The sequence below is a fragment of the Paenibacillus mucilaginosus 3016 genome (genome assembly GCF_000250655.1).
Taxonomy (GTDB): Bacteria; Bacillota; Bacilli; order Paenibacillales; family NBRC-103111; genus Paenibacillus_G; species Paenibacillus_G mucilaginosus.
The window spans coordinates 3,355,173-3,379,709 of the sequence record NC_016935.1; the positions used below are offsets into that span (position 1 = coordinate 3,355,173).

Below are 24,537 nucleotides of genomic sequence, written 5' to 3' on the forward strand. Positions count from 1 at the left end.
TTCTTTTTATGTCTATGAGGACAAGGGGCTTTTCATGATTACAAAGAAGTGAGCGTGGGGAACAGCTGCAGCCGGCCGTCCGCGATCTCGGGGGCGGCCTCGATGGCGTTCAGCCGGGAGCAGTACGCTACGTCCTCGCGGAACCCCAGAGAGACGAGCCGGCGTCCGTTCTCACAGGCAAGCAGGGCGCCTTCGAGATTGCCATTGGCTGCACGGAACGCATGCAGCATGGCAAGGCCGAAGTCGTTGACCTGCAGATGGTCGCCCTGGCGCCCGGACCCGGTGTAAGCCGACAGCAGCTCGTCGACGATGGCGCCGGCCCCCAGGCCGTCCTCGAGCGAGAAGATATCCCGGGTGCCCGAACAGAGGATGACGATCTCCCGTCCCAGCGCCAGCGCTTTCCCGGCACAGGCGCGGGCGTTGAGCAGCGAGCCGGCCAGAATGCGTCCGGCCTGCTCCGCCTTGCGGATGGCGCGGGTGCCGTTGGTCGTCGTCATCACGAGGACGCTCCCGCCGACCACGGAAGGCGTATACTCGAGCGGCGAGTTGCCGAGGTCAAAGCCGGGAATGCGGCGGCAGCCGCGTTCGCCTCCGAGCAGATGCCCCGGAAGCTGCAGCTCCTTCGCCTGCTCGACGGTCTCGACCGGAATTACGGCACGGCAGCCGCTGGCCAGGGCGGCGAGCATGGTCGAGGTGGCCCGCAGCACATCGATGACAATAACGGTTTTGCGTCTCAACTCCTCTACGCGTGCTTCCTGAATCGTAGGGATGACACTAATGTTCATGACGGAGAATCTCTCCTCCTCTCTAAATCTCCCAGGCCCAGCTAGGATCCCCGCTCTTGCGGCCTTCGTTGCCCAGAAGCAGGGTGTCCGAGCGAAGTCCCCGGCGGAGCGCCTCGAGCGAGATGACATCCCCCGGTGCGATGTTGCCTAGATGAATGCCCGTGCCCAGCGTGTTCAGCAGGTGTACCTGCTGCTCCTTGTGCGGCGCCTCCCAGAGCAGCACCGCCGGACTCGGCACCCCCTTCAATACCATGGCGATCTCCTCATCCTTGCAGCCGCCCTGTTCGTCGAAGATGCCGACGCCCTTGCCCGACTCCCTGCCCTCGATCGTGACGAGGGAGGCTCCGAGCTCCGAATCCACCGTCACCGTCTCGATCAGCTCCTGCAGTTCGATCGCCGAGCCCCAGCCTTTTTTGCCGTATTCCGTAATCACCGTAAGCCCCGCATCCAGCCCCCGGCAGATCAGCTCGCTGCGCAGGGAGCGCGGGACTTCGATCGTTCCGTCCGATACCTCGAGGCCGTTGAAGCCTAGCTGCCGGACCATCTCGAAGAATGGCTGTACGGCGCCTTGACGGATCGCCACCTCCAGGAAGGTGCCTCCCGGATAGACAACGATGTCGTGCCCTTTGATCATCTCGATCTTTTGCTTCAGAAATTCCGTTGTATAGAGCGGCGAAGTGCCGAAACCGATCTTGAGCATGTCAATATAAGGAGCAGCCGTTTCGAGCAAATCTTCCAAGGCATGGAGCCCCAGGCCTTTGTCAATCACCATCGTCTGTCCCAGGCTTCTCGGTTTGCCGGTCCGCACGCCGGTCGGATCGCTCAGCAGGGGATGCCACTGCCCCGGTGATGTAACCTCCATGTCCAATCGCCTCGCTGTACTATATTGTTTTGAATCACCCTCAGCATATGCATTTTTGGATGGGGTGGTGCCCGGTTAGCCTAAATGAAGACGAGCCCGCATACATTGATGAGGAGAAACCAAGCTGGAGGGAATCCCATGTCGATGATCAACAAAATCGTTTTGAGCATGGCCATGCTGAGGCTGCTGTCGGGTACGATCGAGATCATGGCCGCGCTGCTCATGCTCCGCTTCAATCAGATCGAGAAGGCGCTTCTGGTGAATTCCGGGCTGGCGCTTGTCGGTCCCCTGGTGCTGCTGACGACCACGACGATCGGGCTTGTAGGTTTGGCGGATAAGCTCTCCGTGGGCAAGTTCCTGTGGGTGCTCGCCGGTGTGGCGTGTCTCTTTATCGGAATCTTAAAAAAGTAATGGGAGACTGTCATATTTCAGTAGGACGGGCATACATTGGATTGTAAAGATGGACAGCTTGGGGGGATGGCGCTTGATCCAGTCGGTCTTACCTTATTTCTCCGCTCCGCTGCAGCGCATTCTAGCAGCTCTGCCGGCGCACATGCTGGGTGATCTGCAGGAAATCCGGATCCGCGAGAATCGCCCGCTCGAGCTGATCCGCGCGGGCGGCAGCCGCTTCGTTACCGCCGAAGGACGGACGGCCCAAGACAGTGAAGCGGCGTACAGGCCCACCCGGGAGGACTGCCGGACCCTGCTCGAGCTGCTTACGCAGCATTCGCTCTACACCTTCGAGGAAGAGCTGAAGCGGGGCTTCATCACGATTGCCGGCGGCCACCGGGTGGGACTGGCCGGCCGGACGGTGGTCGAGCAGGGCCGGGTCAAATATGTGAAGGACGTCGCTTCTTTCAATATCCGGATCGCCCGGGAATGGAAGGGAGCGGCGGCGGGTGTCGCGCCCCACCTGCTGGAGCCGGGCACCCGCCGGCTGTGCCGGACGCTGGTGATCTCTCCGCCGCAGCTCGGCAAGACGACGCTGGTGCGGGATCTGGCCCGGCTGCTCAGCAGCGGCAGTGCGGAGGCGGGCATCGGCGGACGCAGCTTCAAGGTCGGCATCGTCGACGAGCGTTCTGAGATTGCGGCCTGCGTGCGCGGCGTGCCCCGCTTCGACGTCGGCCCGCGAACGGACGTGCTGGACGGCTGTCCGAAGGCGGAGGGGATGATGATGATGATCCGCTCGATGTCGCCCGAGGTACTCATCGCCGATGAGATCGGCCGCAGCGAGGATGCGGCGGCCATTCACGAGGCGCTGCATGCGGGCATCGGCCTGATCGCCACAGCCCACGGCAGGGACGTCGACGATGTACGGCGGCGCCCTATCCTGAAGGAGCTGCTTGCCGGGGGGGTCTTCGACCGGTTCGTGGTGCTCTCGCGGGCCGCGGGCGAAGGCTCCGGGGCCGGAGCGCCCCGCACAGCGGTGTACGACGCGCAGGGCCGGCGGCTGGACGAGCGGCTGGCGCTGCGGGGGGGCCTTAGCTGATGCGGCGGATGCTGCCGAGCGGGACGGCCTCAGGGAAGCGGGGCGCCGCCCCATGCTGAAGCTGCTGGGAGCGGCGCTCGTGCTTCTCGCCGGCACGCTGATGGGTTTCCACCAGGCGGCCCAGCTCGCGAGGCGCCCGAAGCAGATCGCGGACCTGATCCGCCTGCTGCAGCGGCTCGAGACCGAGATCGTCTACGGCTTCACCCCGCTGCCGGAGGCGCTGCGGCGCACGGGCGGCACCTGCGCCGCACCGGTAGGGACCCTCTTCCTCGAGACCTCGAGGGAGCTCGAGCGGGCTGAAGGCGAACAGGCGGCCGGCGTCTGGGAGCGCACGATCACCCGCGGCTGGCGGGCGACGGCGATGAAGCCGCAGGAGCGCGAAGTGCTGCTGCAGCTGGGGACTACGCTCGGGCTGACCGACCGGGAAGACCAGGTGAAGCACCTGCGTCTGGCCGTCTCGCAGCTGCAGGCGGAGTCGGAGACCGCAAGAGACGAGCAGCAGCGCTACGAGCGGATGTGGAAGAGCCTCGGCGTGCTCTTGGGTGCGTTGGTTGTCATTCTGATGTATTAAGCCGGCGGCAGCGGCAGGGCGTGACAGCAGGGCCGGAGCCGGCTGCAGGGTAGGGGGTGAGGTGCCGCCAATGAACGTGGATGTAGATGCGATATTCCAGATTGCCGGCATCGGCATCATTATCGCCATGATTCATACCGTGCTCAAGCAGATGGGCAAAGAGGATATGGCCCACTGGGTGACGGTCATCGGGTTTGTCGTCGTGCTGTTCATGGTGGTCAGCCTGCTCGACAGCCTGTTCAAGGAAATCAAAGCCATTTTCCTCTTCCAATAGGAAGGGAGGAGCGCACCCGTGGAGATCATCCAGATCGTGGGACTCGGGCTGATCACGACGATCCTCGTACTGATCATCAAGGAACAGAAGCCCATGTTCGCCTTCCTGCTCACCGCCTTCACCGGCATCACGATCTTCCTGTTTCTCATCGGCAAAATCGCCGTGGTGATCGGGGTGCTGGAGGATCTGGCGAACCGGGCGGATATCAATATGATTTTTCTGAAGACGATTCTCAAGATTATCGGCATTGCGTACATCGCGGAGTTCGGTGCGCAGATCGTGAGGGACGCGGGGCAGGAGTCGGTGGCTTCCAAGATCGAGCTGTCGGGCAAAATCCTGATCATGGTCATGGCGATCCCGATCGTCTCCGTCATCATCGATACGGTCGTGAAGCTGCTGCCGACTTGACGGGCGGCAGGGGACAAGGCAGGGGTGAAGAGCATGCGGGGCAAGGTACGGCTGCAAGAGGACGGGAGGCTCGGCGGCTCGGGGAGCATAAGACGGGAGCGGCTGGTGCTGGCGGCGCTGATTATCGTGCTGCTGCTCAGTACGGAAGGACTCTTCGGTCCGGGCGTGCGGCTGCTGGCGGCCACGCCGGCGGAGGAGCTGGTGAGGCAGCAGGCGCAGCAGCTTCCGCTCGACTCGGTCGAGGGCTTCTGGACACGTCTGGTCCAGCAGTACGGCGGGTACTTCCCCGACGCGCGGGCGCCTTCGTTCATGGACCTGCTGCTCGGCGCGAAGGACATCTCCTTCCCAGGGCTGCTGCAGGGGCTGCTCAAATACCTGTTCCACGAGCTGCTCTATAACGGCAAGCTGCTCGTCTCCATCGTGATCCTGACGATCTTCAGCATGCTGCTCGAAACGCTGCAGAGCTCCTTCGAGAAGAATGCGGTGAGCAAAATCGCCTTCGCGATCTCCTTCCTGGTCCTTATGATCATGGCCGTGAATTCGTTCAGTGTCGCGATCGGTTACGCCAAGGAGGCGATCGGCGACATGATTCATTTCATGATCGCTGTGGTGCCCATCCTGCTGACGCTGCTGGCTTCTATGGGGAACGTGGTCTCGGTGTCGGTGCTTCACCCCCTCATCGTCTTCATGGTGCATGCGGTCGGTACGGTGATCTACTTCATCGTCTTCCCGCTGCTGTTCTTCTCGGCGGTGCTGCACATTGTCAGCGCCCTGTCGGACAAATACAAGGTCACGCAGCTGGCGAACCTGCTGCGCACGATCTCGCTGGCGTGCCTTGGCATCTTCGTCACCGTCTTCCTCGGCGTCGTCTCGGTGCAGGGGGCGACCGGCTCGGTCGCCGACGGCGTGACGATCCGCACGGCGAAGTACATCGCAGGCAACTTCGTGCCGGTGGTGGGCCGCCTGTTCTCGGACGCCTCCGAGACGGTGATCGGTGCTTCGCTGCTCGTGAAGAATGCCGTCGGCTTGGCGGGCGTGGTGATTATCCTCGTGATCTGCGCCTTCCCGGCCATCAAGATCATTGTGCTCGCCTTGATCTACAACGTGGCGGCCGCGATCATGCAGCCGCTCGGCGATAATCCGATGATCTCGTGCCTGGAGACGATCGGTAAAAGCCTCATCTACGTGTTCGCCGCCCTCGCGGTTGTCGGGCTGATGTTCTTCCTGGCGATCTCCATCATGATCGCCGCCGGCAATGTCTCGGTCATGATGCGGTAGCAAGCCTGTCAAGGAGGGGGAGAGCCTATGGATTGGCTTAGCGACTGGCTGCGCTCGATCATCCTGGTGATCCTCCTGGCGACCTTCGTCGATCTTCTGCTGCCGAACGCCGCCATGCAGCGCTACGTCCGGACCGTGATCTCGCTGTTCCTGCTGCTGACCCTGCTGCAGCCGCTGTTCACGCTGTTCTCCGGCCGAGGAGAGCTCAACGGGCGGCTGACGGCAGCCCTGTTCGAGCAGAACGGCCCGGGCTCTGCCGGGGAATCCCTCGCCGCCATTCAGACGAGGGCGGAGACGCTGAAGCGCAGTCAGGAGCAGGAGGCGCACAAGCTGGTCCGCCAGCAGGTGGCGGAGCTCATGAAGCGCAAGCTCGAGAGCGCGTCAGGCGTCGAGGTCCGGAGCATCCGGGTCGAGACGGAGGCGGGGGCGGACGGCCAGGCAGTGACTCAAGAGCGTGTCCGTCACGCTCGATCCGGAGCCGGCCGGCCGGGGGAAGCGCGGGCGGGGAAGCTCCGCAGCGTGCGGGCTCCGAGGCAATGAAGCCGGTCGAACCGGTCGAGCCGGTGAAGAGCGTGAGCATCCGGATCGGGGCGGAGGAAGCGGGGGCGAAGGAAGTCTCCCACATGGGAGAGTCGGCGGCACGGGAACTGACGCCGCAGCAGCTGCAGAAGAAGACGGAGATTACCCGGCTGCTCGCGGCGGATTGGCAGCTGGAGGAGAGTCAGATTCAGCTGGAACTGATCCATGAACCGAAGGGGAGGTGAGGAGGATGGGTACGGGATGGAAAGGACTCGGCGAGCTGCTGGGCGGCGGTCCGGGCGGGCCGAAGCGGATGCAGACGCTGCGCTGGCTGCTGCTGATGGGGCTGGTCGGCGCCGCCTTCATGATCTTGAACTCGTTCATTACGGTCAAGGACGTCGATACGCCGGACGGGGCCCGGGCCTCTCCTCCCTCCCCCTGCGGACCAGCCGGTCTTCTCGGTGGGCAAGGAACGCAGCCCCTTCCGCGAATACGAGGAATCCTACCAGACCCAGCTCAAGGAGATGCTGACGAAGATGGTAGGCGTCGGCGAGGTGGAAGTCATGGTCACGATCGAATCGACGGAGGAGATTGTGGTGCAGGAGAACCGCAAGGATGTCGAGCAGGTGACCAACGAGAAGGACCACCAGGGCTCGACCCGGCACATCACCGAGATCAACAAAAGCGGGGAAGTGGTCATTTATGAGGTGTCGGGGGGCAAACAGCCGCTGATTACCAAGACGATCAAGCCGAAGGTGCGCGGGGTGCTCGTCATCGCCAAGGGGGCGGAGAATCTGACGGTCAAGAAGATGATATCGGAGGCTGTGGAGCGCGGTCTGGAAGTGCCGCCCCACCGCATTTCGATCCTGCCGAGAAAGTCGTAGCGCGAATCTCAACCCATTAAAGGAGGAATACGAGAATGAACACGAAACGGCAAACGGTGTGGCTTGTATCGATGCTGAGCCTGATGGTGGTACTGTCCGCCTACTACCTGTTCACGGAGGATGTCAACCAGATCGACGTTAAAACCGCCGGCGCTTCGACCAAGGAGCTGACGGTCAATACCGGGCAGCTGGACGGCCTGCATCCGGCTTCCGCACCGGATGCGGCTGCGAAGAACGGTGCGGCTCCTGCCGAGGGAGCCAAAGCGGACGGCCAGGCTTCCGCAGGATCGGAAGCGAAGCCGGATGCCAAGGCGGCGGATCCGAAGGCCTCCGACGTCAAAGCGGCGGATCCCAAAGCGGCCGATCCGAAGGCGGCTCAGCCGCAGGCTGCCGAGCAGAAGGAAGCGGGCAATGCGGCCGAAGGCGGCGGCGAGCACAAGGAGAGCAGCACGAAGACCGACAAGCCTTCGTCCGCCGCTCCGGATGCCGCAGGCACGCCGGCCTCCAAGCCGGTATCGGGCACGGGATCGTCCCTTTCGGCGGAAGATGCGCAGGTGCTGAAGACGATGCAGACGGGAGCGCAGAGCGGAGCCGGCTACTTCCAGGATCTGCAGATGGTGCGTGAGACGGAGATCTCGAAGAAGAGCGAGCAGCTGCTTGCCGTCATTGCCGACACGAAGCAGACGACGGAAGCGGCCGCGAACGCCCAGGCGGAGCTGCACAAGCTGCAGGATATGGAAGCGAAGATCGAGTACCTCGAAGGGCTGCTGAGCAAGAGCTTCTCCCAGGCGGTCGTGACCCAGGAGGGCAGCAAGTGGAAGGTGACGGTGCAGGCCGACAAGCTCGACCGCACCCAGGCGTTCAGCATCACCGACCAGGCGATGAAGGAGCTTGGGATTGCGAAGGAGAACATCTCCGTATCGTTCAAGCCGTAAGACTGCAAGGGCGGGGAGACCCGCAAAATTACACGAAGCATGGCGGATCAGGGCCCGGGCAACCGGGCCTTTTTCGTGTCTGTGCCGCAGTCCTTGAGCCCCGATTGGGACCACGTCCCAAGAAACTCTTTCCTTCATAAGAGTTTGTGATATAATAACAACGTCGTTTGTTTCGCTATGCTGCATTAGGACAGGCTCCAGGAAGCTTGTGCCTACCCAGCAGCAAGACGCCCAAAGGAGTGAATGTTGTGTTTAAACTAAGTGAAATCAAGGAACTGATCAAGGCTGTGGATGCATCGACTCTGCAGGAGCTGGAGATCGAAAGCGAGGGCTCCCGTCTCGTCATCCGCAAACCTAACAAAACCGAGCAGGTGGTCTACGCCTCCGCTCCGGCCGCTGCTCCTGCTTTCGCTCCTGTGGTCTCCGCACCGCCAACGGCTCCCGCTGCCGTGCCTGCGCAAGCGCCTGTTGAAGGCAAGCCGGCTGCAGCAGATGCTAATTTACATATAATTACATCTCCCATGGTGGGAACTTTCTATGAATCCCCATCTCCGGGGGCGGCTCCGTTTGTTTCGAAGGGCAGCTCCATCAAAGAGAAGACGATCGTCTGCATCATCGAAGCCATGAAGCTGATGAACGAGATCGAAGCCGAAGTGAAGGGCGAGATCGTCGAAGTGCTTGTGGAGAACGGTCAGCTGGTCGAATACGGTCAACCGCTCTTTAAGGTGAAGCCGGAGTAGAAGGAGAGATCCCATTGAAGTTCCATAAAGTACTTATCGCCAACCGCGGCGAAATCGCCGTCCGCATCATCCGCGCCTGCCGCGAGCTCGGCATCTCGACGGTCGCGGTATACTCGGAGGCCGACAGGGAAGCGCTTCATGTCCGTCTGGCCGATGAAGCTTACTGTATCGGGCCGACCCTGTCGAAGGACAGCTATCTCAATTACACGAATATCATGAGCGTGGCGACCCTGACGGAGACCGACGCGATCCACCCGGGATACGGCTTCCTGGCGGAGAACGCCGACTTCGCGGAGATCTGCGAGAGCTGCAATATTACGTTCATCGGGCCCTCGCCGGAGGCCATCTCGCGCATGGGCGACAAGTCCGTCGCCAAGCAGACGATGAAGGAAGCCGGCGTGCCGGTCATTCCGGGCTCCGACGGCCTCGTTGAGGATGTCGAAGAGGCGATCCGCCTCGGTCGCGAGATCGGCTACCCGCTGATCATCAAAGCGACGGCCGGCGGCGGAGGCAAGGGCATCCGGCTTGCGGATAACGAAGAGATGCTGATCCAGCAGATCACCGCCGCCCAGCAGGAAGCCCAGAAGGCGTTCGGCAACGCCGGCGTTTACCTCGAGAAATATCTCACGGGCATGAAGCACGTGGAGATCCAGATTCTTGCGGACAAGCACGGCAACGTTGTCCACCTCGGGGAGCGGGACTGCTCCGTGCAGCGCCGCCGCCAGAAGCTGGTGGAGGAAGCGCCATGTCCGATCCTGACGCCGGAAACGCGGGAAGCCATGGGTGCGGCGGCGGTCCGCGCCGCCCAGGCCGTGAACTATTCCGGCGCCGGCACGCTTGAGTTCCTGCTCGGGCCGGACGGCCAGTTCTACTTCATGGAGATGAACACGCGCATCCAGGTCGAGCATCCGGTCACGGAGCTCATCACCGGCGTCGACATCATCAAGGAGATGATCCGGGTGGCCGAAGGCGAGCCGCTGTCCTTCTCGCAGGAGGATGTCGTGATCAACGGCTGGGCCATTGAGTGCCGGATCAACGCAGAGGATCCCGAGCGGAACTTCATGCCTTCGGCCGGCCAGATCAAGTTCTACCTGCCGCCGGGCGGCTTCGGCGTCCGCGTCGATTCGGCCGCTTACCAGGGGTATACGATTCCGCCGCATTACGACTCGATGATCGCGAAGCTGATCGTATGGGGAGCGGACCGCGAGGAAGCCATCCAGCGAATGAAGCGGGCACTGGCCGAATTCGCCGTCGAGGGCATCCATTCGACGATTCCGTTCCACCTGAAGCTGCTTGAGCACAAGAAGTTTCTTGCGGGCGATTTCGATATCAAATTCCTGGAAGAGCATGACGTGAACGACCCGAACTCCTAAGCTGCGCAGGTCCCGTTTCATTGTCATATTTTTGACGTAATGGTATAGTATATAAGATAAACGGCTTATCCTACCCGTGCGGGAGGGTACGCCGTTTGCACACGAAGATCAGTCATCAGAAGCAGGCCATGGCGAGTCGCACTCTGATTTCGATACAGTCCATGCAAGAGTCAGACAAGGCACAGGCAGGCGCCGGAGGCGTTCTGCCGCTCCTGCATCAAGAAGGGCAGCAAGCGAATTCATTGCCGGCAAAATTGAGGCGTAAGCCCGGGGAGCCCCCGGCGCTTGCGTAATTTGGTTTTGCAGTGCTTGCATTTGCGGGCGCAAAACAACGAGGAGGTCCAATCCATGAGCACATTGGCTGCGGATTATGAGAAGACCGAGATGGGCACGATCCAGATCGCCCCGGAGGTGATCGAGGTCATTGCCGGCATGGCTGCGGTGGAAGTACCGGGTGTAGCCGGGATGAGCGGCGGGTTCGCCGGCGGCATCGCCGAGCTTCTCGGACGCAAGAACATGGCCAAAGGCGTGAAGGTGGAAGTCGGCCAGCGCGAAGCGGCCATCGACGTATCCGTTGTCATTGAATTCGGCACGCGGATTCCCGAAGTGGCCAGCGGCGTACAGCAGAATGTGAAGCAGGCTATCGAATCGATGACCGGCCTCAGCGTCGTTCAGGTGAACGTGCACATTCATGACGTCATTTTCAAAGGCGCGGAGAAGGCGGAGGAGCCGGAATCGGCCGCTCCCGGACGCGTGAAATAAAAAAACGAGAATCCGGTTGAACCCCCTGACGGAGCGTTTGGGGGTTTCCTCCGTACTCGCGTAAAGGAGTCAGGAATCGTGGTCAAAGTTCTCGACAGACTGCTGCTGTTTCTTTTTAGCATCGCCGTACTTCTCATCGCCATCGTGTGCCTGTTCGGGGCATTCGGCCTGATTTCCTTGGATACCGCGGGCAATTTCCTGGTTAACGTCTACCGGGATCTCGATACGGCGGTGATCTTCATCGCATCGGCCGTGGTGCTCGCTCTGCTTGCGCTGCGCTTCCTGTACCTGTCGGTGCGCCGGAGCAAGGGAACCGCACCGTCGATCGACCAGCGCACGGAGTTCGGGGATATCCGCATCTCCATGGATACGGTGGAGAACCTCGCGCTGAAGGCGGCCGGACGCTCCCGCGGGGTGAAGGACCTGAGAGCACGGGTCAAGGTAAGCCAGGCGGGGCTGGAGATCGTCGTCCGCGCCATCGTGGACGGGGAGAGCTCCATTCCGAACATGACCGAAGAGATGCAGTCGAACGTGAAGCGCCACATCGAGGAGATTACGGGTATTCCGGTCGCTTTCGTGTCGGTGTTCATCGCGAACATTCAGCCGTCGTCCCCCACGTTCAAAAGTCGAGTCGAATAGAGGTGAGCCCCCGGATGTGGATGCGGGTATGGGAAGGCGTGTGGGAAGGCCACAGGGGCAAGACGCTCGGCGTGCTGGCGGGCAGCGCGCTCGGACTCATTTATTTGTTCTTTGGCCTGTGGCGTATGTTAATCTTTGCCCTTATCGTATATACTGGATATTATATAGGGAAAAAGATGGACCGAGGCGAACCGGTGTTTCCCGCAGAAGACACTTGGCGCTGGCTGATGGACAAATGGAGACTGTTCCGATAGAATCCTTGGGATAGCCCCAAGGATTTTCTTATGGCCAGAGGGCAGATTAGACAGACAGATGTAATGAGGGGCCGGGGTCCAAAGCGGAATCCAGGCTTACCACAGGAGGACGTAACGAGAATGAGAAGAAGATTGGCCAGAGAACTGGCAGTCCAGAGTTTGTATCAACTGGAGATGAACGAAGTGACATCCGTGGACGCCATCGCCCATGTGGTAGAGGAAGCGCAGACGGAGGACGAGGGGCAGCTGACGCGAGAGCGCGACCAGATCGCCACGCCGGCCGTTCAGGAGCTGGTCGAGGGCACGGTGGCCCATAAGCGGCAGATCGACGGGCTTCTGTCGGATTACCTCAAGGGCTGGCAGATGGACAGGCTCTCCCGCGTGGACCGGCAGATTCTTCGTCTGGCGGCCTACGAGATGGTGTTCCGCGATGATGTACCGCCCAAGGTCGTGGTCAACGAGGCCATCGAGATGGCGAAGCACTTCGGCACGGACGAGTCGGGGAAGTTCGTCAACGGCGTGCTCGGCAAGATGATCAAGGATCTGGATACGCTCCGTAAGCCGGAATCCGCACCAGAAGCTTAACAGGGACGAGGAGGAGACGGAATGTCTGCACAGGTAATCAACGGGAAAGAAATCGTCAGCGCGTACCGCGCCGAAATCAAGGAACAGGTGGATGCTCTCAAAGACCGCGGCGTTCAGCCCGGTCTTGCGGTCGTGATCGTCGGGGACGATCCGGCTTCACACGTGTATGTGCGCAACAAGGCAAAGGCCTGTGAGGAAGCGGGCATGCATTCCGAAGTGTACAAGCTGCCGGAAGCAACGCCGGAAGCGGAGGTGCTGGAGCTGATCGGAAAGCTCAACGCCGACGCTTCCATCCACGGCATCCTGGTGCAGTCGCCGCTGCCGAAGCACATCTCCGAGGAACGGATCGTCGAGAGCATCGATCCGCTCAAGGACGTCGACTGCTTCCACCCGGTGAACGTGGGCAATCTCATGATCGGCAAGGAAGGCCCTGCGCCTTGCACGCCTGCCGGCGTCATTGAGATCCTGAAGAAGATCGGCGTCGAGATCGCCGGCAAGCATGCGGTCGTGATCGGACGCAGCAACATCGTCGGCAAGCCGATGGCGATGCTCCTGCTCCGCGAGCATGCGACGGTGACCGTCTGCCATTCGCGCACGCAGAACATGGAGGAGATCACCCGTCAGGCGGACATCCTCGTGGCGGCGGTAGGCCGTCCGAAGATGATCAACCGCAGCCATGTGAAGCCGGGCGCCGTGGTCATCGACGTGGGCATCAACCGCCTCGAGACCGGCAAGCTCGCCGGCGACGTCGATTTCGACGATGTGCTGGACACGGCCGGCTGGATCACGCCGGTGCCGGGCTGCGTCGGACCGATGACGATTACGATGCTGCTGCGCAACACGCTTGAGTCGGCCCAGCGTACCGCGCATACAGAAGCGGTACGGTAGAGAGTCATGGCTACGGTCAGGGACAATCCCGCGAAGGACAAGCAGGTCTATTCGATCAAGGAACTGAACCGCTTTATCAAGATGCTGCTTGAAGGCAACAACCGGCTGCAGGATGTGTGGGTGCGGGGAGAGATCTCGAACTTCACCCACCACTCCTCCGGCCATATGTACTTTACTTTGAAGGATGCGGACAGCCGGCTGAAGAGCATCATGTTCGCCTCCTATAACCAGAGGCTCCCCTTCATTCCGAAAGAGGGCACCAAAGTACTGGCCTGCGGCAATATCTCGGTGTATGAGCGGGACGGGCAGTATCAATTCTACGTGACGCAGATGCAGCCGGACGGCATCGGCAGCCTGTACCTGGCCTTCGAGCAGCTGAAGAAGAAGCTCGAAGCCGAGGGGCTGTTCGATCCGCAGCGCAAGAAGGCGCTGCCGAAGTACCCCCGCAGCATCGGGGTCATTACCTCGCCTACGGGGGCGGCGGTGCGGGATATCATGATCACCCTGCAGCGCCGGTTTCCGAATGTGCCCGTCCTCCTGTATCCCGTACTGGTGCAGGGGAAGGGCGCGGCGCCTTCCATTGTGAAGGCGATTAAGGAAATGAATGCGCGTGCGGAAGCCGATGTGCTGATCGTCGGGCGCGGCGGCGGTTCGCTCGAGGAGCTCTGGGCGTTCAATGAGGAGATCGTGGCGCGGGCCATCGCGGCCTCGCGGATCCCGGTCATTTCGGCCGTGGGCCACGAAACGGACTTCACGATCGCCGACTTCGCCGCGGACCTGCGCGCCGCCACGCCGACCGCCGCCGCCGAGCTGGCGGTGCCCCACCACCTGGAGCTGAAGCAGCAGGTGGGGTACCTGCGCCAGGGGCTGCAGGCGGGGCTGAACAAGCAGCTCGAGCGCAGCCGCGAGAAGCTGAGAAGGCTGCAGCGCTCGCCGTACCTCACGGATCCGCGGCGGCAGCTGCTGCTGCACCCGGCCCAGCGGCTCGACCGTCTGCGGGAGCAGCTGGCCTTCAAAGCGGGGGCCCGGGTGACCCGGGCGCAGGAGCGGCTGATCCGCACGGAGCGGCGGCTGGCCTCGTTCAACCCGCGGGAGCAGGTCATCTACTCGCGGCGGCGGCTCGACACGGCCGAACGCCAGCTGAGGCAGGCGATGCAGGCCGAACTGAAGAAGAAGACCCAGGAACTCGTATCCGCGATGCGGCAGCTTGACGCGCTCAGTCCGCTGAAGGTCATGCAGCGGGGATACGGTCTCGTATATGACGAAAGAGAACAAGAGCTGGTGAAATCCGTCCGTCAGGTGCAGATTGGGGATATCTTGAAGCTGCGCCTCTCCGACGGCCGGATTGACTGCCATGTCTGGTCAATGGAGGAGAAACCGGATGACAACGCAGGAAGCGACGCCTAGCTTTGAGCAGGCAATGGACCAGCTGGAGCGCATCGTAGCCCAGCTGGAGAGCGGCGATGTGCCGCTGGAGAAGGCGATCGAGCTGTTCCAGGAGGGGATGCGGCTGTCCCAGCTCTGCGGACAGAAGCTGGAGCAGGTCGAACGCAAGATCGAGATTCTGGTAGAACAGGAAGGCGGCATGGTCAAGAAACCGTTCTCGCCGGGTGAAGGGGAAGCGCGATGAATCCGGAAGCAGGCATCAAGGAATATATTGCGGCCCTGGCCGGCCGCATCGAAGACGAGCTGAAGACATCGCTGCCCGAGCAGTGGAGCGTACCGGGAGCCCTGAGGGAATCGGTCATGTACTCGCTGATGGCCGGGGGCAAGCGGCTTCGGCCGATTCTCGTTCTGGCGGCGGCGGAAGCGCTGCAGGGCCGGGCTGAAGCGGCCATGCCCGCCGCTCTTGCGGTGGAGATGATTCATACGTACTCCCTGATTCACGACGATCTGCCGGCGATGGACAATGACGACTACCGCCGCGGGAAACTCACGAACCACAAGGTGTACGGCGAGGCGATGGCGATCCTGGCCGGCGACGCTCTCTTGACGCACGCCTTCCATACGGCAGTGCAGGCAGCAAGACGTCACGGGGTGCCGGCCGATGTGGTCGTGGACATCGTGGAAGAGCTGGCGAAGCTGGCCGGCGCGCCGGGAATGGTGGGCGGCCAGGCGGCCGACATGCTTGGAGAGCAGGGGCTGACGAAGCTCGAGGAGCTCGAGTACATCCACCTGCACAAGACCAGCGATCTGATCGTGTTCTCGCTGAAGGCGGGAGGACGGATTGCGGGGGCGACAAGCGCCCAGCTTGACGCGCTGGAACGCTTCGGCACTTGTATCGGTCTCGCGTTCCAGATCCAGGACGATATTCTGGACCTGATCGGAGACGAGCAGAAGCTGGGCAAGCCGGTGCAGAGCGATGTCAAGCAGGGCAAGGTAACCTACCCTTACTTCATCGGGATCGAAGCGTCGGAAGCCAAGGTTGCGGAGCTGACCGCGGAAGCGAAGAGCGCGATTCTCGGCGGGGGATTCCCCGAGCCGCGGCGGCTTCTGGAGCTGGCGGATTACCTGATGAAGCGCGATCATTAGAAGCAAATCAGCCAAACGTATGTACGGCTTCGGTGCCGCTTTGAATTTGAGCCGCCGCTTGCCGTGTGCTATAATGACCACGTATGCGCTGTCACAACGCCTAAGCGGCCGGGGTGACCGGCGGACCTGATCTTTTTCCGTCCGGCTTGCCCTGGCGGAATGTATAAAGTGCAGGCTTCTGCCGCACACTGGATAAACCTGGCGTATATGGATGTAGTACGCCTGCGCGGCTCGCTTTGCGGAGTGCCTGCCGGCGGAAGTTCGTCTGCGGCCGAAGCGCAGTCGTTTTTTTGGAGATGGAATCAGCAATGGATACCGATTATGTTCATATTCAGGAAGGGAAGCTCCGGTTTCCCGGCAGTTCTTTGTCTTGCGTTCACCGGGCATCGTCTCGGCATCAAGCGGTAAGGCATCAGGCAATTACATTCCAACGACGGAAAGCGAGGGAACAAGCGTGCTGCTCGATCAAATTCACGGGCCGGAAGATCTGAAATCTCTGACGGCTGAACAGCTGGAGCAACTGGCTGCGGAAACGAGACAGTTTCTTATCGAGAAGCTATCGGTCACCGGCGGTCACCTCGCGTCGAACCTTGGTGTTGTCGAGTTAACGATTGCTCTGCACTATTTGTTTGACAGTCCTACGGACAAATTCATATACGATGTAGGCCATCAATCTTATGTTCATAAGATGCTGACAGGCCGGATGGGCCGGTTCGATACGCTCCGCAAATATCACGGGATGTGCGGCTTCGTCAAGCGTGCAGAGAGTGAGCATGACGTCTGGGAAGCCGGACACAGCAGCACTTCGCTCTCGGCGGCCATGGGCATGGCGGTCGCCCGCGATCTGAACGGGGACGACAACCGCGTCGTCGCTCTGATCGGGGACGGCGCGCTCACCGGCGGGATGGCGCTCGAGGCGCTCAATCATATCGGCCACGAGAAGCGCAAGCTGATGGTCATCCTCAACGACAATGAGATGTCCATTGCGCCGAATGTAGGCGCCTTGAGCAATTATTTGGCGCGGATCCGCTCCGACCGCCATTACAAGAAAGCCAAGGAAGAAGTCGAGCATCTCATCAAGAAGGTGCCGGCCATCGGCGGAACGCTGGCCAAGACGGCCGAGCGGCTCAAGGACGCCTTCAAATACATGGTCGTCCCGGGCGTCTGGTTCGAAGAGCTTGGTTTGACCTACTTCGGTCCGATCGACGGGCACAACCTGCCGCTGCTGATCGAGACGCTGAAGCAGGCGGACAAAGTGAACGGACCGGTGCTCGTACACGTGATCACGACCAAAGGGAAAGGCTACTCCCCGGCGGAAGCCGATTCGCACACCTGGCACGGCATTTCGCCGTACAAGATCGAATCCGGCCAGGTGCTGAAGACCGTCGGGCCGCCGATGTATACGGAAGTGTTCGGCAAGACGCTCATCGAGCTCGCCGAGCAGGATCCGCGGATCGTCGCCATCACGCCGGCCATGCCGGGCGGCTCCGGTCTGCTTCCGTTCGCGAAGCGGTTCCCGGACCGGATGTTCGATGTGGGCATAGCCGAGCAGCATGCCGCGACCTTCTCTGCGGGCCTGGCCACCATCGGCATCAAGCCGGTGTTCGCCGTCTACTCGACATTCCTGCAGCGTGCGTATGACCAGGTCGTACACGACATCTGCCGCGCGAACCTCAACGTCATCTTTGCGATCGACCGTGCAGGCTTCGTCGGTCCGGACGGGGAGACGCACCACGGGGTCTACGATATCGCGTACCTGCGCAGCATCCCGAACATGGTGCTTATGATGCCGAAGGACGAGAATGAGCTGCGGCACATGATGAAGACGGCCGTGGGCTACAATGACGGCCCGATTGCCGTCCGCTATGCGCGGATCAACGGACTTGGGGTGTCGATGGAGGAGCCGATGAAGGACATCCCGATCGGCTCCTGGGAGGTAGTCCGTCCGGGCAGCGACGCAGTCATTCTGGCCGTCGGCCCGATGATTCCCGCCGCACTCGAGGCGGCTGAAGCCCTGGCCAAGGAAGGCACACAGGGTGCGGGTCGTCAACGCGCGCTTCATCAAGCCGATGGACGAAGCGATGCTGCATGCGATCGCCAAGGAAGACATTCCGGTGATTACCGTAGAAGAAGGGACCCAGCTCGGCGGCTTCGGCAGCGGCGTACTGGAGTACTACTCCCTGCAGGGCATTTACGGCCTGCGTATCAAGCTGGTCGGCGTACCGGATTATTTCGTGGAACACGGCTCCGTCAAGGAGCAGCGTCAGGAAGTAGGCCTGACGGCCGAGCGGCTCGTTCAGGAACTGCAGACGCTCGTTCCCCGCAGGAGACAGCGCGCGTAGCGCGCATTCAAGGAGCAATCGATGTCAGGAGAAAAAATAGAGAAAGAACGGCTGGACGTCCTGCTCGTCGAGCAGGGCTATTACGAAACGCGGGAGAAGGCCAAGGCGGCGATCATGGCGGGACTCGTGCTTGTATCGGGCGAGCCGGTCGACAAGGCCGGCACAAAGGTGTCCCGCACCGCGCCGATCATCGTGAAGGGTGCGATCCATCCGTATGTCAGCCGCGGCGGGCTGAAGCTCGAGAAGGCGCTGAAGACCTTCGGCATCCGTCTGGAAGGCGTGACGATGCTCGATATCGGCGCCTCCACGGGCGGCTTCACCGACTGCGCCCTGCAGAACGGGGCGGCGTATGTGTATGCCGTCGATGTGGGATACAATCAGCTCGACTGGTCGCTGCGCAAGGATCCCCGGGTATGCGTCATGGAGCGGACGAACTTCCGCCACATGCAGCCCGGGGACCTGCCCGGCCCGGTGCCGTCTTTCGCCTCGATCGACGTCAGCTTCATCTCGCTGAAGCTCATTCTTCCGCCGCTAAAGGCGATTCTCGCTCCCGGCGGGGCGGTGGCCTGTCTGATCAAGCCGCAGTTTGAAGCGGGACGGGAGAAGGTGCCGAAGACCGGCGTCGTGAAGGAGCCCGAAGTACACAGGGAAGTGCTGGAGTCCGTGCTGGTATTTGCCCAGGAGGCCGGCTTCTCGGTTCAGGGACTAACCTATTCGCCGATCAAGGGCGGGGAGGGCAATATCGAGTTTCTGGCTTATCTGATGAATACGGACGAGCAGGGGATCACCGGCGAGGCGCTCGGCCAGTGCATCCGGCAGGTTATACAAGAGTCGCAAAACATGCAGAGCTCATCTTAACGGATGAGTTTTTTTAAAATATAAGCATGGATACCTCACCGGGGCTGATTCTGTAATCTTATATTTCTTCTAAACGCGCACCGTCCATATTGGGCGGTGAAGCCGTTTATCTTGAAGGTGTTTCGTCCTGAGAAGGACTACATAGGTGTTGAACTCATGAATAAGGGATCCATCCCCCAAGGTACGCCCGGTCACCAAGGCACCACTTCGAGCCATATCCGGGCGGTAGGATTTTGCAGTTGCAGGCAACGTTCCTGACGGTTGTGCTTGGTCTGTAGAAATCTGGTGTCGAGGTGATGCGCATGCAGAGCGGTGACGGGTTCATCATCCTGCTTGTGGTGGCCGTGCTGGCCGGATGGCTCTACCTGGCGGCGCGGTCCAGAATGAAAGAAGTCGTGGAAGAGGAAGGACTGCCCGAGCTGCTGAGCGGCCTGGAAGAGCCGCCCGAGGACGAGGTGTCCGAGCTGTTGAAGGATCTCGGCTATGAGGTGCTGAGCGGCAAAAAACGGGTAATGCTGGATATTGCGGTAAACCGCCGTGAGACGCTGCAAAGCCGGCTCTTCATCGATTATGTGGCGCAGAAGGACGGCGCCTATTATGCGGTGAAGGTGGCCAGGGAACGCATGCCCCTCGAGAAGACGGGCAGTGCGATCCGAGAAAGGCTGCTGGTATACCAGCTGCTGTACCCCCAGACCGCAGGCGTGCTGTATGTGAACCTGCAGGGAGGGACCGTGGATTGTTACGAGTTCGAGCTGCAGGTCGCAAACGAATAGGGAGGAAATCATGAAAGGCCAACGGCATATCAAAATTCGCGAAATTATCACGAACAATGAAATCGAGACGCAGGACGAGCTGGTGGAGCAGCTGCGGAACGCGGGCTTCCATGTCACGCAGGCGACCATCTCCCGTGATATCAAGGAGCTGCATCTCGTCAAGGTGCCGCTGGATGACGGCCGGTACAAATATTCGGTACCCGCCGATCAACGGTATAATCCGCTGCAGCGGCTGCGGCGGGCGCTGAACGACCATTTCGTACATATCGATTACACCGAGAATCTGGTTGTGCTCAAAAGCCTGCCCGGTACGGCCAATACGATCGCCGCGCTGATCGATTCGCTGGAGTGGAACGAGATTATGGGAACGATCTGCGGTGACGATACGGTCCTGATCATCTGCCGCAACCGGGATCACAGCACGCACGTGGTGAACCAAGTCCTGGGAATGCTGAGCTGACCCGTAAATCCATAGTGTAAATGAGGTGCATGAATATGCTGCTGGAATTATCCATTCGTCATTTGGCGGTGATCGAGCACGTCGAACTGCACTGCAAAAGAGGCTTTCATGTGCTGACCGGCGAAACGGGTGCGGGCAAATCCATCATTATCGACGCGCTGAGCCTGATAGCGGGCGGGCGCAGCTCTACAGATCTCGTCCGGTACGGAAGTGACAAGGCGGCGATCGAGGCCCTGTTCCAGATTGCATCCGATCATCCGGTGTGGGGCGTTGTGGAACGGATAGGAATAGAACCCGGGGAAGATGAGCATCTTATCATACGCAGAGAAATAACGGCAGCGGGCAAAAGCACGAGCCGGGTGAACGGGCATCTCGTCAATCTCGCCACACTGAAGGAGATTGGGGAATGGCTCGTTAACATCCACGGCCAGCACGAGCACCAATCCCTGTTCAAGATCGAGGAGCATATCCGCTGGCTCGATCTGTTCGGAGAGAGCCGGATTCTCCCGGTCAAGCGGGAGTACCAGCAGGCATTCGACGCTTATCAGGCTGTCCGCAGGCAGGTGCGCGAGCTCCAGGAAACGAGCAAGCAGGCGCTTCAGATGCTCGATTTGTACCGGTTTCAGGTGGAGGAGATCCGCTCAGCGAAGCTCAAGGCAGGGGAGGACGAAGCCCTCGGCGACGAGAAACGCAAGCTGGCCAATGCGGAACGGCTGTACCAGAACGCGTCGGATGCTTATGATCTGCTGTACGGCGGCAAAGGACTCGATGCCGTATCCAAGGCGGTGCAGAAGCTTCAGGATATCGCACAGCTCGATACGGCCAAGCTGGGGCCGTTGGTGGAGCAGGTGCAGAGCGCGTTCTACCAGCTTGAGGATGCGGCTTATCAGGTGAGGGACTACCGGGAAGAGATCGAATTCGATCCGGTGCGGCTCGATTTCATTGAGCAGCGGCTCGACACGATCTCATCGCTCCGGCGGAAATACGGAGAGAACGTGGCGGAGATCTTGGCGCATGCCGACAAGATCGAACGGGAGCTCGATCTCATTGAGAACAAGGATGAGAAGCTGCAGCAGCTTCAGAAGGAAGAGGCCAAGGCACGGGAGACGGTCGACCGGCTGGCGGACAAGCTGACCGTGGAGCGGATGGCGGTGGCCGAGGAGCTTGCCGGCGAGATCGTATCCGAGCTGCGCGGCCTGCATATGGAGCGGACGCAGTTCAAGGTGAACTTTGCCCCGCATGAAGGGGAGCGCCGCAAACTGACCAGAGAAGGCGGCGATCTCGTCGAATTCCTGATCTCGGCGAACCCCGGTGAGCCGCTCCGCTCTTTGAGCAAGATCGCTTCCGGCGGCGAGATCTCCCGTGTCATGCTTGCCCTGAAGTCGATCTTTGCCCGTGTGGACCGCATTCCGGTCCTGGTCTTCGACGAGGTGGACACCGGGGTGAGCGGGCGCGCAGCCCAGGCGATCGCCGAGAAGATGTCGAAGCTGGCGGACGCATGCCAAGTGTTCTCGATCACCCACCTTCCGCAGGTGGCCTGCATGGCGGATGTGCATTATCTCATTCATAAACGGGTTGACGGCAACCGCACTTATACCAATATTGACGATTTGAATGAAACCGGCCGGATTCATGAGCTTGCACGGATGCTCGGCGGTGTCGAGGTGACCGACAAGACGCTGCAGCACGCGCAGGAAATGCTCGGTCTGGCAAATGATAAGAAGGCAAGGATGGTCTGAGAGCTTAGGGAGCAATTACGTAACATAAAAGAAATCCCGCGAGGCAATCTTAAAGGTACACAAACGGCGGTGCACATTGCAGGTGTGACACGGAGGGGCGGCACAAGCTGCCGCCTTCCGTGCCCGCTAAGCAGGAAGCAAGGGAGCGTGAGCGAATTGAGTTCCAACCAGAGAAAAAGATTGATTGGATTACTGCTCGTCCTCTTCGTTTGTTTGGGTAGCCTGACCACGCCTTTCCGCAGCTTTGCCTCATTCCCCGAGGAAGTCCGGCTCTTCACCGGACAGCAAGCCCATCTGCAGCTATCGATGCCGGTAAATGCGATGGTGACCGTGTCCCACCCGGAGATTCTCAAGGTGAACGGCACGGCGGAGCACTCATTCCAAGTGGATTTACATCATCCGATTTCGCTTCAGACCTATAAGGCAGGACAGACGGAGATGAAGCTGAAGCTCTTCGGAGCCATTCCGCTGAAAACTGTAAAGGTCAATGTCGTTCCCGACCTCAAGGTCATTCCCGGCGGCCAGACGATCGGCGTCAAGCTGAAGTCGGCGGGAATCATGGTTGTCGGCCATCACCTGGTAGCCGTAGCCGAGGACAAGAAGACGTCACCGGGCGAAGAAGCCAAGGTGCTGCTTGGCGACCTGATCGTCAAGATGAACGGGAAGCCGGTCAGTGAAGTCAGCAAGGTGGCGGAGCTCGTCAAATCGGCGGGCGAGGCGAAAAAAGAAATCATGCTGACCGTGGTCCGCGGCAGCGAGACCCTGGATATTGCGATTACGCCGGCTTACGATATCGTGGACAAAGCATACCGTCTCGGGCTCTACATCCGCGATTCGGCTGCCGGTGTAGGGACGCTGACATTCTATGCACCGGATCAGGGAGTGTACGGCGCCCTGGGGCATGTCATCACGGACATGGACACCCAGACGCCTATCAAGGTCGGCAACGGGGAGATCGTGCATTCCAATGTCACGTCGATCTCCAAGAGCCAGAACGGCGAGCCGGGAGAGAAGCGGGCGATCTTCCCGAAGGACGGCAAGGCGATCGGCAATATCGAGCGCAACACGCAGTTCGGCATTTTCGGCAAGATGTTCGAATCCCCAAGCCACAGCCTCAGTGACAAGGCTCTTCCGGTGGCTTTCGCGGAAGAAGTGAAGGAAGGACCGGCCCAGATCTATACGGTTGTGGGCGGGCAGAAGGTGGAGAAGTTCGATATTGAGGTGGTCCACGTCGCGAAGCAGGAGTATCCGGCGACCAAGGGCATGGTCATCAAGATTACCGACCAGCGCCTGCTGGACAAGACGGGCGGCATCGTGCAGGGCATGAGCGGAAGTCCGATTATCCAGAACGGCAAAGTGATCGGCGCCGTGACCCATGTCTTCGTCAACGATCCGACCAGCGGCTACGGCTGCTTCATCGAATGGATGCTGCAGGATGCCGGCATCATGCTGAGACCGGCGGCGGGGAATGGACAGGAACTGAAGGCGAGCTAGCGGCCTTCGGTTTTTTTATTTTGAGGAGAAGTAGATAGCATGAGTAAGGAATTGCGGGAATGCTGAAGTCAGCCTGTGGCAGTTTCCCTAAGCTGATGTCGATAAATGTATAATGATGGATTAAATTAATCATTATAAAATATCGCCGAAAAAAAATCCAGAAAAATAATATTCGACAGAAGGAATTTTGATGTGCATGTCGAATTCATAAGCTAGGTAAAAAATGCTAAAGTCAATTGCCGTAAATGAAGGAGGAGTTAGACGTTGCAAACCATTGAAGTTCTTTTAGCAGACGACAATCGTGAGTTTACGAATCTGCTTTCGGAGTTTATCGACGATCAGGACGATATGAGAGTTGCCGGTGTGGCCTATAACGGAAATGATGTGCTGCGTTTGATCGAACAAAGCGCGAAGGTGCCGGACGTGCTCATTTTGGATATTATTATGCCGCATCTTGACGGCCTCGGCGTATTGGAGAAGCTCCGCGAGATGGATCTGAACCCTCAGCCGAAGATCATCATGCTGACGGCCTTCGGTCAGGAGAATATCACCCAGAAGGCTGTACAGCTCGGCGCCTCCTACTATATTCTGAAGCCGTTTGACATGGAGATCCTCACGAACCGCATCCGACAGCTGGTATCCACCAACCAGTCGATGCCGATGATGTCGAGCTCTTCCGGAATGAAGAATGTGGTGCAGCTGCCGAAGGGCAAGAACCTGGACGCGAACATCACGACGATCATCCACGAAATCGGCGTGCCTGCGCACATTAAGGGCTACCAGTATCTGCGTGAAGCGATCACGATGGTCTACAACAACATCGAGATTCTGGGCGCGATTACGAAGACCTTGTATCCGGCGATTGCCGAGAAATACAAGACGACGCCGAGCCGCGTCGAACGTGCCATCCGCCATGCGATTGAGGTCGCCTGGACGCGCGGCAACATCGACAGCATCTCGCACCTGTTCGGGTACACGATCAATATTTCCAAGGCGAAGCCGACGAACTCGGAATTCATCGCTATGGTGGCCGATAAGCTGCGCATCGAGCACAAGGTTTCTTGAAGGGGAGCCGGCCAGGACCCTGAGGACG

General features: G+C 60.2%; 28 protein-coding genes and 1 pseudogene. 27 read left to right on the forward strand and 2 right to left on the reverse strand.

Annotation, left to right across the window (positions count from 1 at the left end):
- Positions 1-38: 38 nt before the first annotated feature.
- Together PM3016_RS14435 and comA are read right to left on the reverse strand one after the other, a co-directional pair.
- The gene (locus PM3016_RS14435; RefSeq protein WP_013916382.1) at positions 39-785 is read right to left on the reverse strand and encodes a 2-phosphosulfolactate phosphatase; all 747 of its coding nucleotides are present in this window, start codon (positions 783-785) and stop codon (positions 39-41) included.
- Between the two features lie 22 nt (positions 786-807).
- Positions 808-1,647 carry a phosphosulfolactate synthase gene (comA, locus tag PM3016_RS14440; RefSeq protein WP_013916383.1) on the reverse strand — a complete coding sequence of 280 codons (840 nt, stop codon included), beginning with the start codon at positions 1,645-1,647 and terminating at the stop codon, positions 808-810.
- A gap of 144 nt (positions 1,648-1,791) precedes the next feature.
- On the opposite strand from comA, the gene PM3016_RS14445 reads away from it, so the two are divergent.
- The 27 genes and pseudogenes from PM3016_RS14445 to spo0A all read left to right on the forward strand — a co-directional run bounded on the left by PM3016_RS14445 (position 1,792) and on the right by spo0A (position 24,509).
- Positions 1,792-2,058 carry a YqhV family protein gene (locus PM3016_RS14445; protein WP_187296769.1) on the forward strand — a complete coding sequence of 89 codons (267 nt, stop codon included), beginning with the start codon at positions 1,792-1,794 and terminating at the stop codon, positions 2,056-2,058.
- 73 nt (positions 2,059-2,131) lie between these two features.
- A complete protein-coding gene (gene spoIIIAA / locus PM3016_RS14450; protein ID WP_041619120.1) occupies positions 2,132-3,136 on the forward strand; it encodes a stage III sporulation protein AA in 1,005 nt (334 codons plus the stop codon).
- A gap of 52 nt (positions 3,137-3,188) precedes the next feature.
- Entirely contained in the window at positions 3,189-3,707 is a 519-nt protein-coding gene (spoIIIAB, locus tag PM3016_RS14455; RefSeq protein WP_013916386.1) for a stage III sporulation protein SpoIIIAB, read from the forward strand.
- A 70-nt stretch (positions 3,708-3,777) separates the two neighbouring features.
- Positions 3,778-3,981: a stage III sporulation protein AC gene (gene spoIIIAC, locus PM3016_RS14460; RefSeq protein WP_013916387.1), complete on the forward strand. Its 204-nt coding sequence runs from the start codon at positions 3,778-3,780 to the stop codon at positions 3,979-3,981.
- An 18-nt stretch (positions 3,982-3,999) separates the two neighbouring features.
- Positions 4,000-4,389: a stage III sporulation protein AD gene (gene spoIIIAD / locus PM3016_RS14465; RefSeq protein ID WP_013916388.1), complete on the forward strand. Its 390-nt coding sequence runs from the start codon at positions 4,000-4,002 to the stop codon at positions 4,387-4,389.
- A gap of 24 nt (positions 4,390-4,413) precedes the next feature.
- The gene (gene spoIIIAE / locus PM3016_RS14470; RefSeq protein ID WP_041619121.1) at positions 4,414-5,667 is read left to right on the forward strand and encodes a stage III sporulation protein AE; all 1,254 of its coding nucleotides are present in this window, start codon (positions 4,414-4,416) and stop codon (positions 5,665-5,667) included.
- Between the two features lie 27 nt (positions 5,668-5,694).
- Positions 5,695-6,207 (forward strand): stage III sporulation protein AF, encoded by a 513-nt coding sequence (spoIIIAF, locus tag PM3016_RS14475; protein WP_238540513.1) that lies wholly within the window; start codon positions 5,695-5,697, stop codon positions 6,205-6,207.
- Positions 6,204-6,431, forward strand: a complete 228-nt coding sequence (locus tag PM3016_RS39655; RefSeq protein ID WP_238540514.1) for a hypothetical protein — start codon at positions 6,204-6,206, stop codon at positions 6,429-6,431. The genes spoIIIAF and PM3016_RS39655 overlap by 4 nt, the downstream gene beginning before the upstream one ends.
- 216 nt (positions 6,432-6,647) lie before the next feature.
- Positions 6,648-7,070, forward strand: a complete 423-nt coding sequence (locus PM3016_RS14480) for a hypothetical protein (protein ID WP_238540515.1) — start codon at positions 6,648-6,650, stop codon at positions 7,068-7,070.
- Between the two features lie 35 nt (positions 7,071-7,105).
- Complete coding sequence (locus PM3016_RS14485; protein ID WP_014369994.1) at positions 7,106-8,005, forward strand: SpoIIIAH-like family protein; 900 nt, start codon at positions 7,106-7,108, stop codon at positions 8,003-8,005.
- Between the two features lie 248 nt (positions 8,006-8,253).
- Complete coding sequence (accB, locus tag PM3016_RS14490; protein ID WP_013916393.1) at positions 8,254-8,745, forward strand: acetyl-CoA carboxylase biotin carboxyl carrier protein; 492 nt, start codon at positions 8,254-8,256, stop codon at positions 8,743-8,745.
- 14 nt (positions 8,746-8,759) lie between these two features.
- Positions 8,760-10,118, forward strand: coding sequence for an acetyl-CoA carboxylase biotin carboxylase subunit (accC, locus tag PM3016_RS14495; protein WP_013916394.1), 1,359 nt, complete (start codon positions 8,760-8,762; stop codon positions 10,116-10,118).
- A gap of 348 nt (positions 10,119-10,466) precedes the next feature.
- Positions 10,467-10,880 (forward strand): Asp23/Gls24 family envelope stress response protein, encoded by a 414-nt coding sequence (locus PM3016_RS14505; protein WP_013916395.1) that lies wholly within the window; start codon positions 10,467-10,469, stop codon positions 10,878-10,880.
- Between the two features lie 78 nt (positions 10,881-10,958).
- Positions 10,959-11,519 (forward strand): alkaline shock response membrane anchor protein AmaP, encoded by a 561-nt coding sequence (gene amaP, locus PM3016_RS14510; protein ID WP_014369995.1) that lies wholly within the window; start codon positions 10,959-10,961, stop codon positions 11,517-11,519.
- Positions 11,520-11,533: 14 nt separating this feature from the next.
- Positions 11,534-11,773 (forward strand): DUF2273 domain-containing protein, encoded by a 240-nt coding sequence (locus tag PM3016_RS14515; protein ID WP_041619123.1) that lies wholly within the window; start codon positions 11,534-11,536, stop codon positions 11,771-11,773.
- 120 nt (positions 11,774-11,893) lie between these two features.
- Entirely contained in the window at positions 11,894-12,358 is a 465-nt protein-coding gene (nusB, locus tag PM3016_RS14520) for a transcription antitermination factor NusB (protein WP_013916398.1), read from the forward strand.
- A gap of 21 nt (positions 12,359-12,379) precedes the next feature.
- Positions 12,380-13,246, forward strand: a complete 867-nt coding sequence (folD, locus tag PM3016_RS14525) for a bifunctional methylenetetrahydrofolate dehydrogenase/methenyltetrahydrofolate cyclohydrolase FolD (protein WP_014369997.1) — start codon at positions 12,380-12,382, stop codon at positions 13,244-13,246.
- Between the two features lie 6 nt (positions 13,247-13,252).
- A complete protein-coding gene (gene xseA / locus PM3016_RS14530; RefSeq protein WP_013916400.1) occupies positions 13,253-14,653 on the forward strand; it encodes an exodeoxyribonuclease VII large subunit in 1,401 nt (466 codons plus the stop codon).
- The gene (xseB, locus tag PM3016_RS14535) at positions 14,628-14,876 is read left to right on the forward strand and encodes an exodeoxyribonuclease VII small subunit (RefSeq protein ID WP_014369998.1); all 249 of its coding nucleotides are present in this window, start codon (positions 14,628-14,630) and stop codon (positions 14,874-14,876) included. The genes xseA and xseB overlap by 26 nt, the downstream gene beginning before the upstream one ends.
- Entirely contained in the window at positions 14,873-15,778 is a 906-nt protein-coding gene (locus PM3016_RS14540) for a polyprenyl synthetase family protein (protein ID WP_014369999.1), read from the forward strand. The genes xseB and PM3016_RS14540 overlap by 4 nt, the downstream gene beginning before the upstream one ends.
- Positions 15,779-16,232: 454 nt before the next feature.
- Positions 16,233-18,120 (forward strand): annotated as a pseudogene (gene dxs / locus PM3016_RS14545) (1-deoxy-D-xylulose-5-phosphate synthase).
- A 21-nt stretch (positions 18,121-18,141) separates the two neighbouring features.
- Positions 18,142-18,978: a TlyA family RNA methyltransferase gene (locus tag PM3016_RS14550; protein WP_014370002.1), complete on the forward strand. Its 837-nt coding sequence runs from the start codon at positions 18,142-18,144 to the stop codon at positions 18,976-18,978.
- 296 nt (positions 18,979-19,274) lie between these two features.
- The gene (locus tag PM3016_RS14555) at positions 19,275-19,751 is read left to right on the forward strand and encodes a hypothetical protein (RefSeq protein ID WP_236628685.1); all 477 of its coding nucleotides are present in this window, start codon (positions 19,275-19,277) and stop codon (positions 19,749-19,751) included.
- A 10-nt stretch (positions 19,752-19,761) separates the two neighbouring features.
- Positions 19,762-20,211, forward strand: a complete 450-nt coding sequence (gene ahrC, locus PM3016_RS14560) for a transcriptional regulator AhrC/ArgR (protein ID WP_013916406.1) — start codon at positions 19,762-19,764, stop codon at positions 20,209-20,211.
- Positions 20,212-20,246: 35 nt separating this feature from the next.
- Entirely contained in the window at positions 20,247-21,950 is a 1,704-nt protein-coding gene (gene recN, locus PM3016_RS14565) for a DNA repair protein RecN (RefSeq protein ID WP_013916407.1), read from the forward strand.
- Between the two features lie 156 nt (positions 21,951-22,106).
- Entirely contained in the window at positions 22,107-23,444 is a 1,338-nt protein-coding gene (gene spoIVB, locus PM3016_RS14570) for a SpoIVB peptidase (RefSeq protein WP_014370003.1), read from the forward strand.
- A gap of 264 nt (positions 23,445-23,708) precedes the next feature.
- A complete protein-coding gene (gene spo0A, locus PM3016_RS14575) occupies positions 23,709-24,509 on the forward strand; it encodes a sporulation transcription factor Spo0A (protein WP_014370004.1) in 801 nt (266 codons plus the stop codon).
- Positions 24,510-24,537: the final 28 nt, after the last annotated feature.

Bases quoted from the DNA above. Each gene is read 5' to 3' on its own strand.
- spoIIIAF (WP_238540513.1), top strand. From the start codon at position 5,695: ATGGATTGGCTTAGCGACTGGCTGCGCTCGATCATCCTGGTGATCCTC.
- PM3016_RS39655 (WP_238540514.1), top strand. From the start codon at position 6,204: ATGAAGCCGGTCGAACCGGTCGAGCCGGTGAAGAGCGTGAGCATCCGG.
- PM3016_RS14540 (WP_014369999.1), top strand. From the start codon at position 14,873: ATGAATCCGGAAGCAGGCATCAAGGAATATATTGCGGCCCTGGCCGGC.
- PM3016_RS14550 (WP_014370002.1), top strand. From the start codon at position 18,142: ATGTCAGGAGAAAAAATAGAGAAAGAACGGCTGGACGTCCTGCTCGTC.
- nusB (WP_013916398.1), top strand. From the start codon at position 11,894: ATGAGAAGAAGATTGGCCAGAGAACTGGCAGTCCAGAGTTTGTATCAA.
- PM3016_RS14435 (WP_013916382.1), bottom strand. From the start codon at position 785: ATGAACATTAGTGTCATCCCTACGATTCAGGAAGCACGCGTAGAGGAG.
- spoIIIAB (WP_013916386.1), top strand. From the start codon at position 3,189: ATGCTGAAGCTGCTGGGAGCGGCGCTCGTGCTTCTCGCCGGCACGCTG.
- ahrC (WP_013916406.1), top strand. From the start codon at position 19,762: ATGAAAGGCCAACGGCATATCAAAATTCGCGAAATTATCACGAACAAT.
- folD (WP_014369997.1), top strand. From the start codon at position 12,380: ATGTCTGCACAGGTAATCAACGGGAAAGAAATCGTCAGCGCGTACCGC.
- spoIIIAC (WP_013916387.1), top strand. From the start codon at position 3,778: ATGAACGTGGATGTAGATGCGATATTCCAGATTGCCGGCATCGGCATC.
- xseB (WP_014369998.1), top strand. From the start codon at position 14,628: ATGACAACGCAGGAAGCGACGCCTAGCTTTGAGCAGGCAATGGACCAG.
- recN (WP_013916407.1), top strand. From the start codon at position 20,247: ATGCTGCTGGAATTATCCATTCGTCATTTGGCGGTGATCGAGCACGTC.
- comA (WP_013916383.1), bottom strand. From the start codon at position 1,647: ATGGAGGTTACATCACCGGGGCAGTGGCATCCCCTGCTGAGCGATCCG.
- PM3016_RS14515 (WP_041619123.1), top strand. From the start codon at position 11,534: ATGTGGATGCGGGTATGGGAAGGCGTGTGGGAAGGCCACAGGGGCAAG.
- xseA (WP_013916400.1), top strand. From the start codon at position 13,253: ATGGCTACGGTCAGGGACAATCCCGCGAAGGACAAGCAGGTCTATTCG.
- PM3016_RS14445 (WP_187296769.1), top strand. From the start codon at position 1,792: ATGATCAACAAAATCGTTTTGAGCATGGCCATGCTGAGGCTGCTGTCG.
- PM3016_RS14555 (WP_236628685.1), top strand. From the start codon at position 19,275: ATGCGCATGCAGAGCGGTGACGGGTTCATCATCCTGCTTGTGGTGGCC.
- PM3016_RS14505 (WP_013916395.1), top strand. From the start codon at position 10,467: ATGAGCACATTGGCTGCGGATTATGAGAAGACCGAGATGGGCACGATC.
- PM3016_RS14485 (WP_014369994.1), top strand. From the start codon at position 7,106: ATGAACACGAAACGGCAAACGGTGTGGCTTGTATCGATGCTGAGCCTG.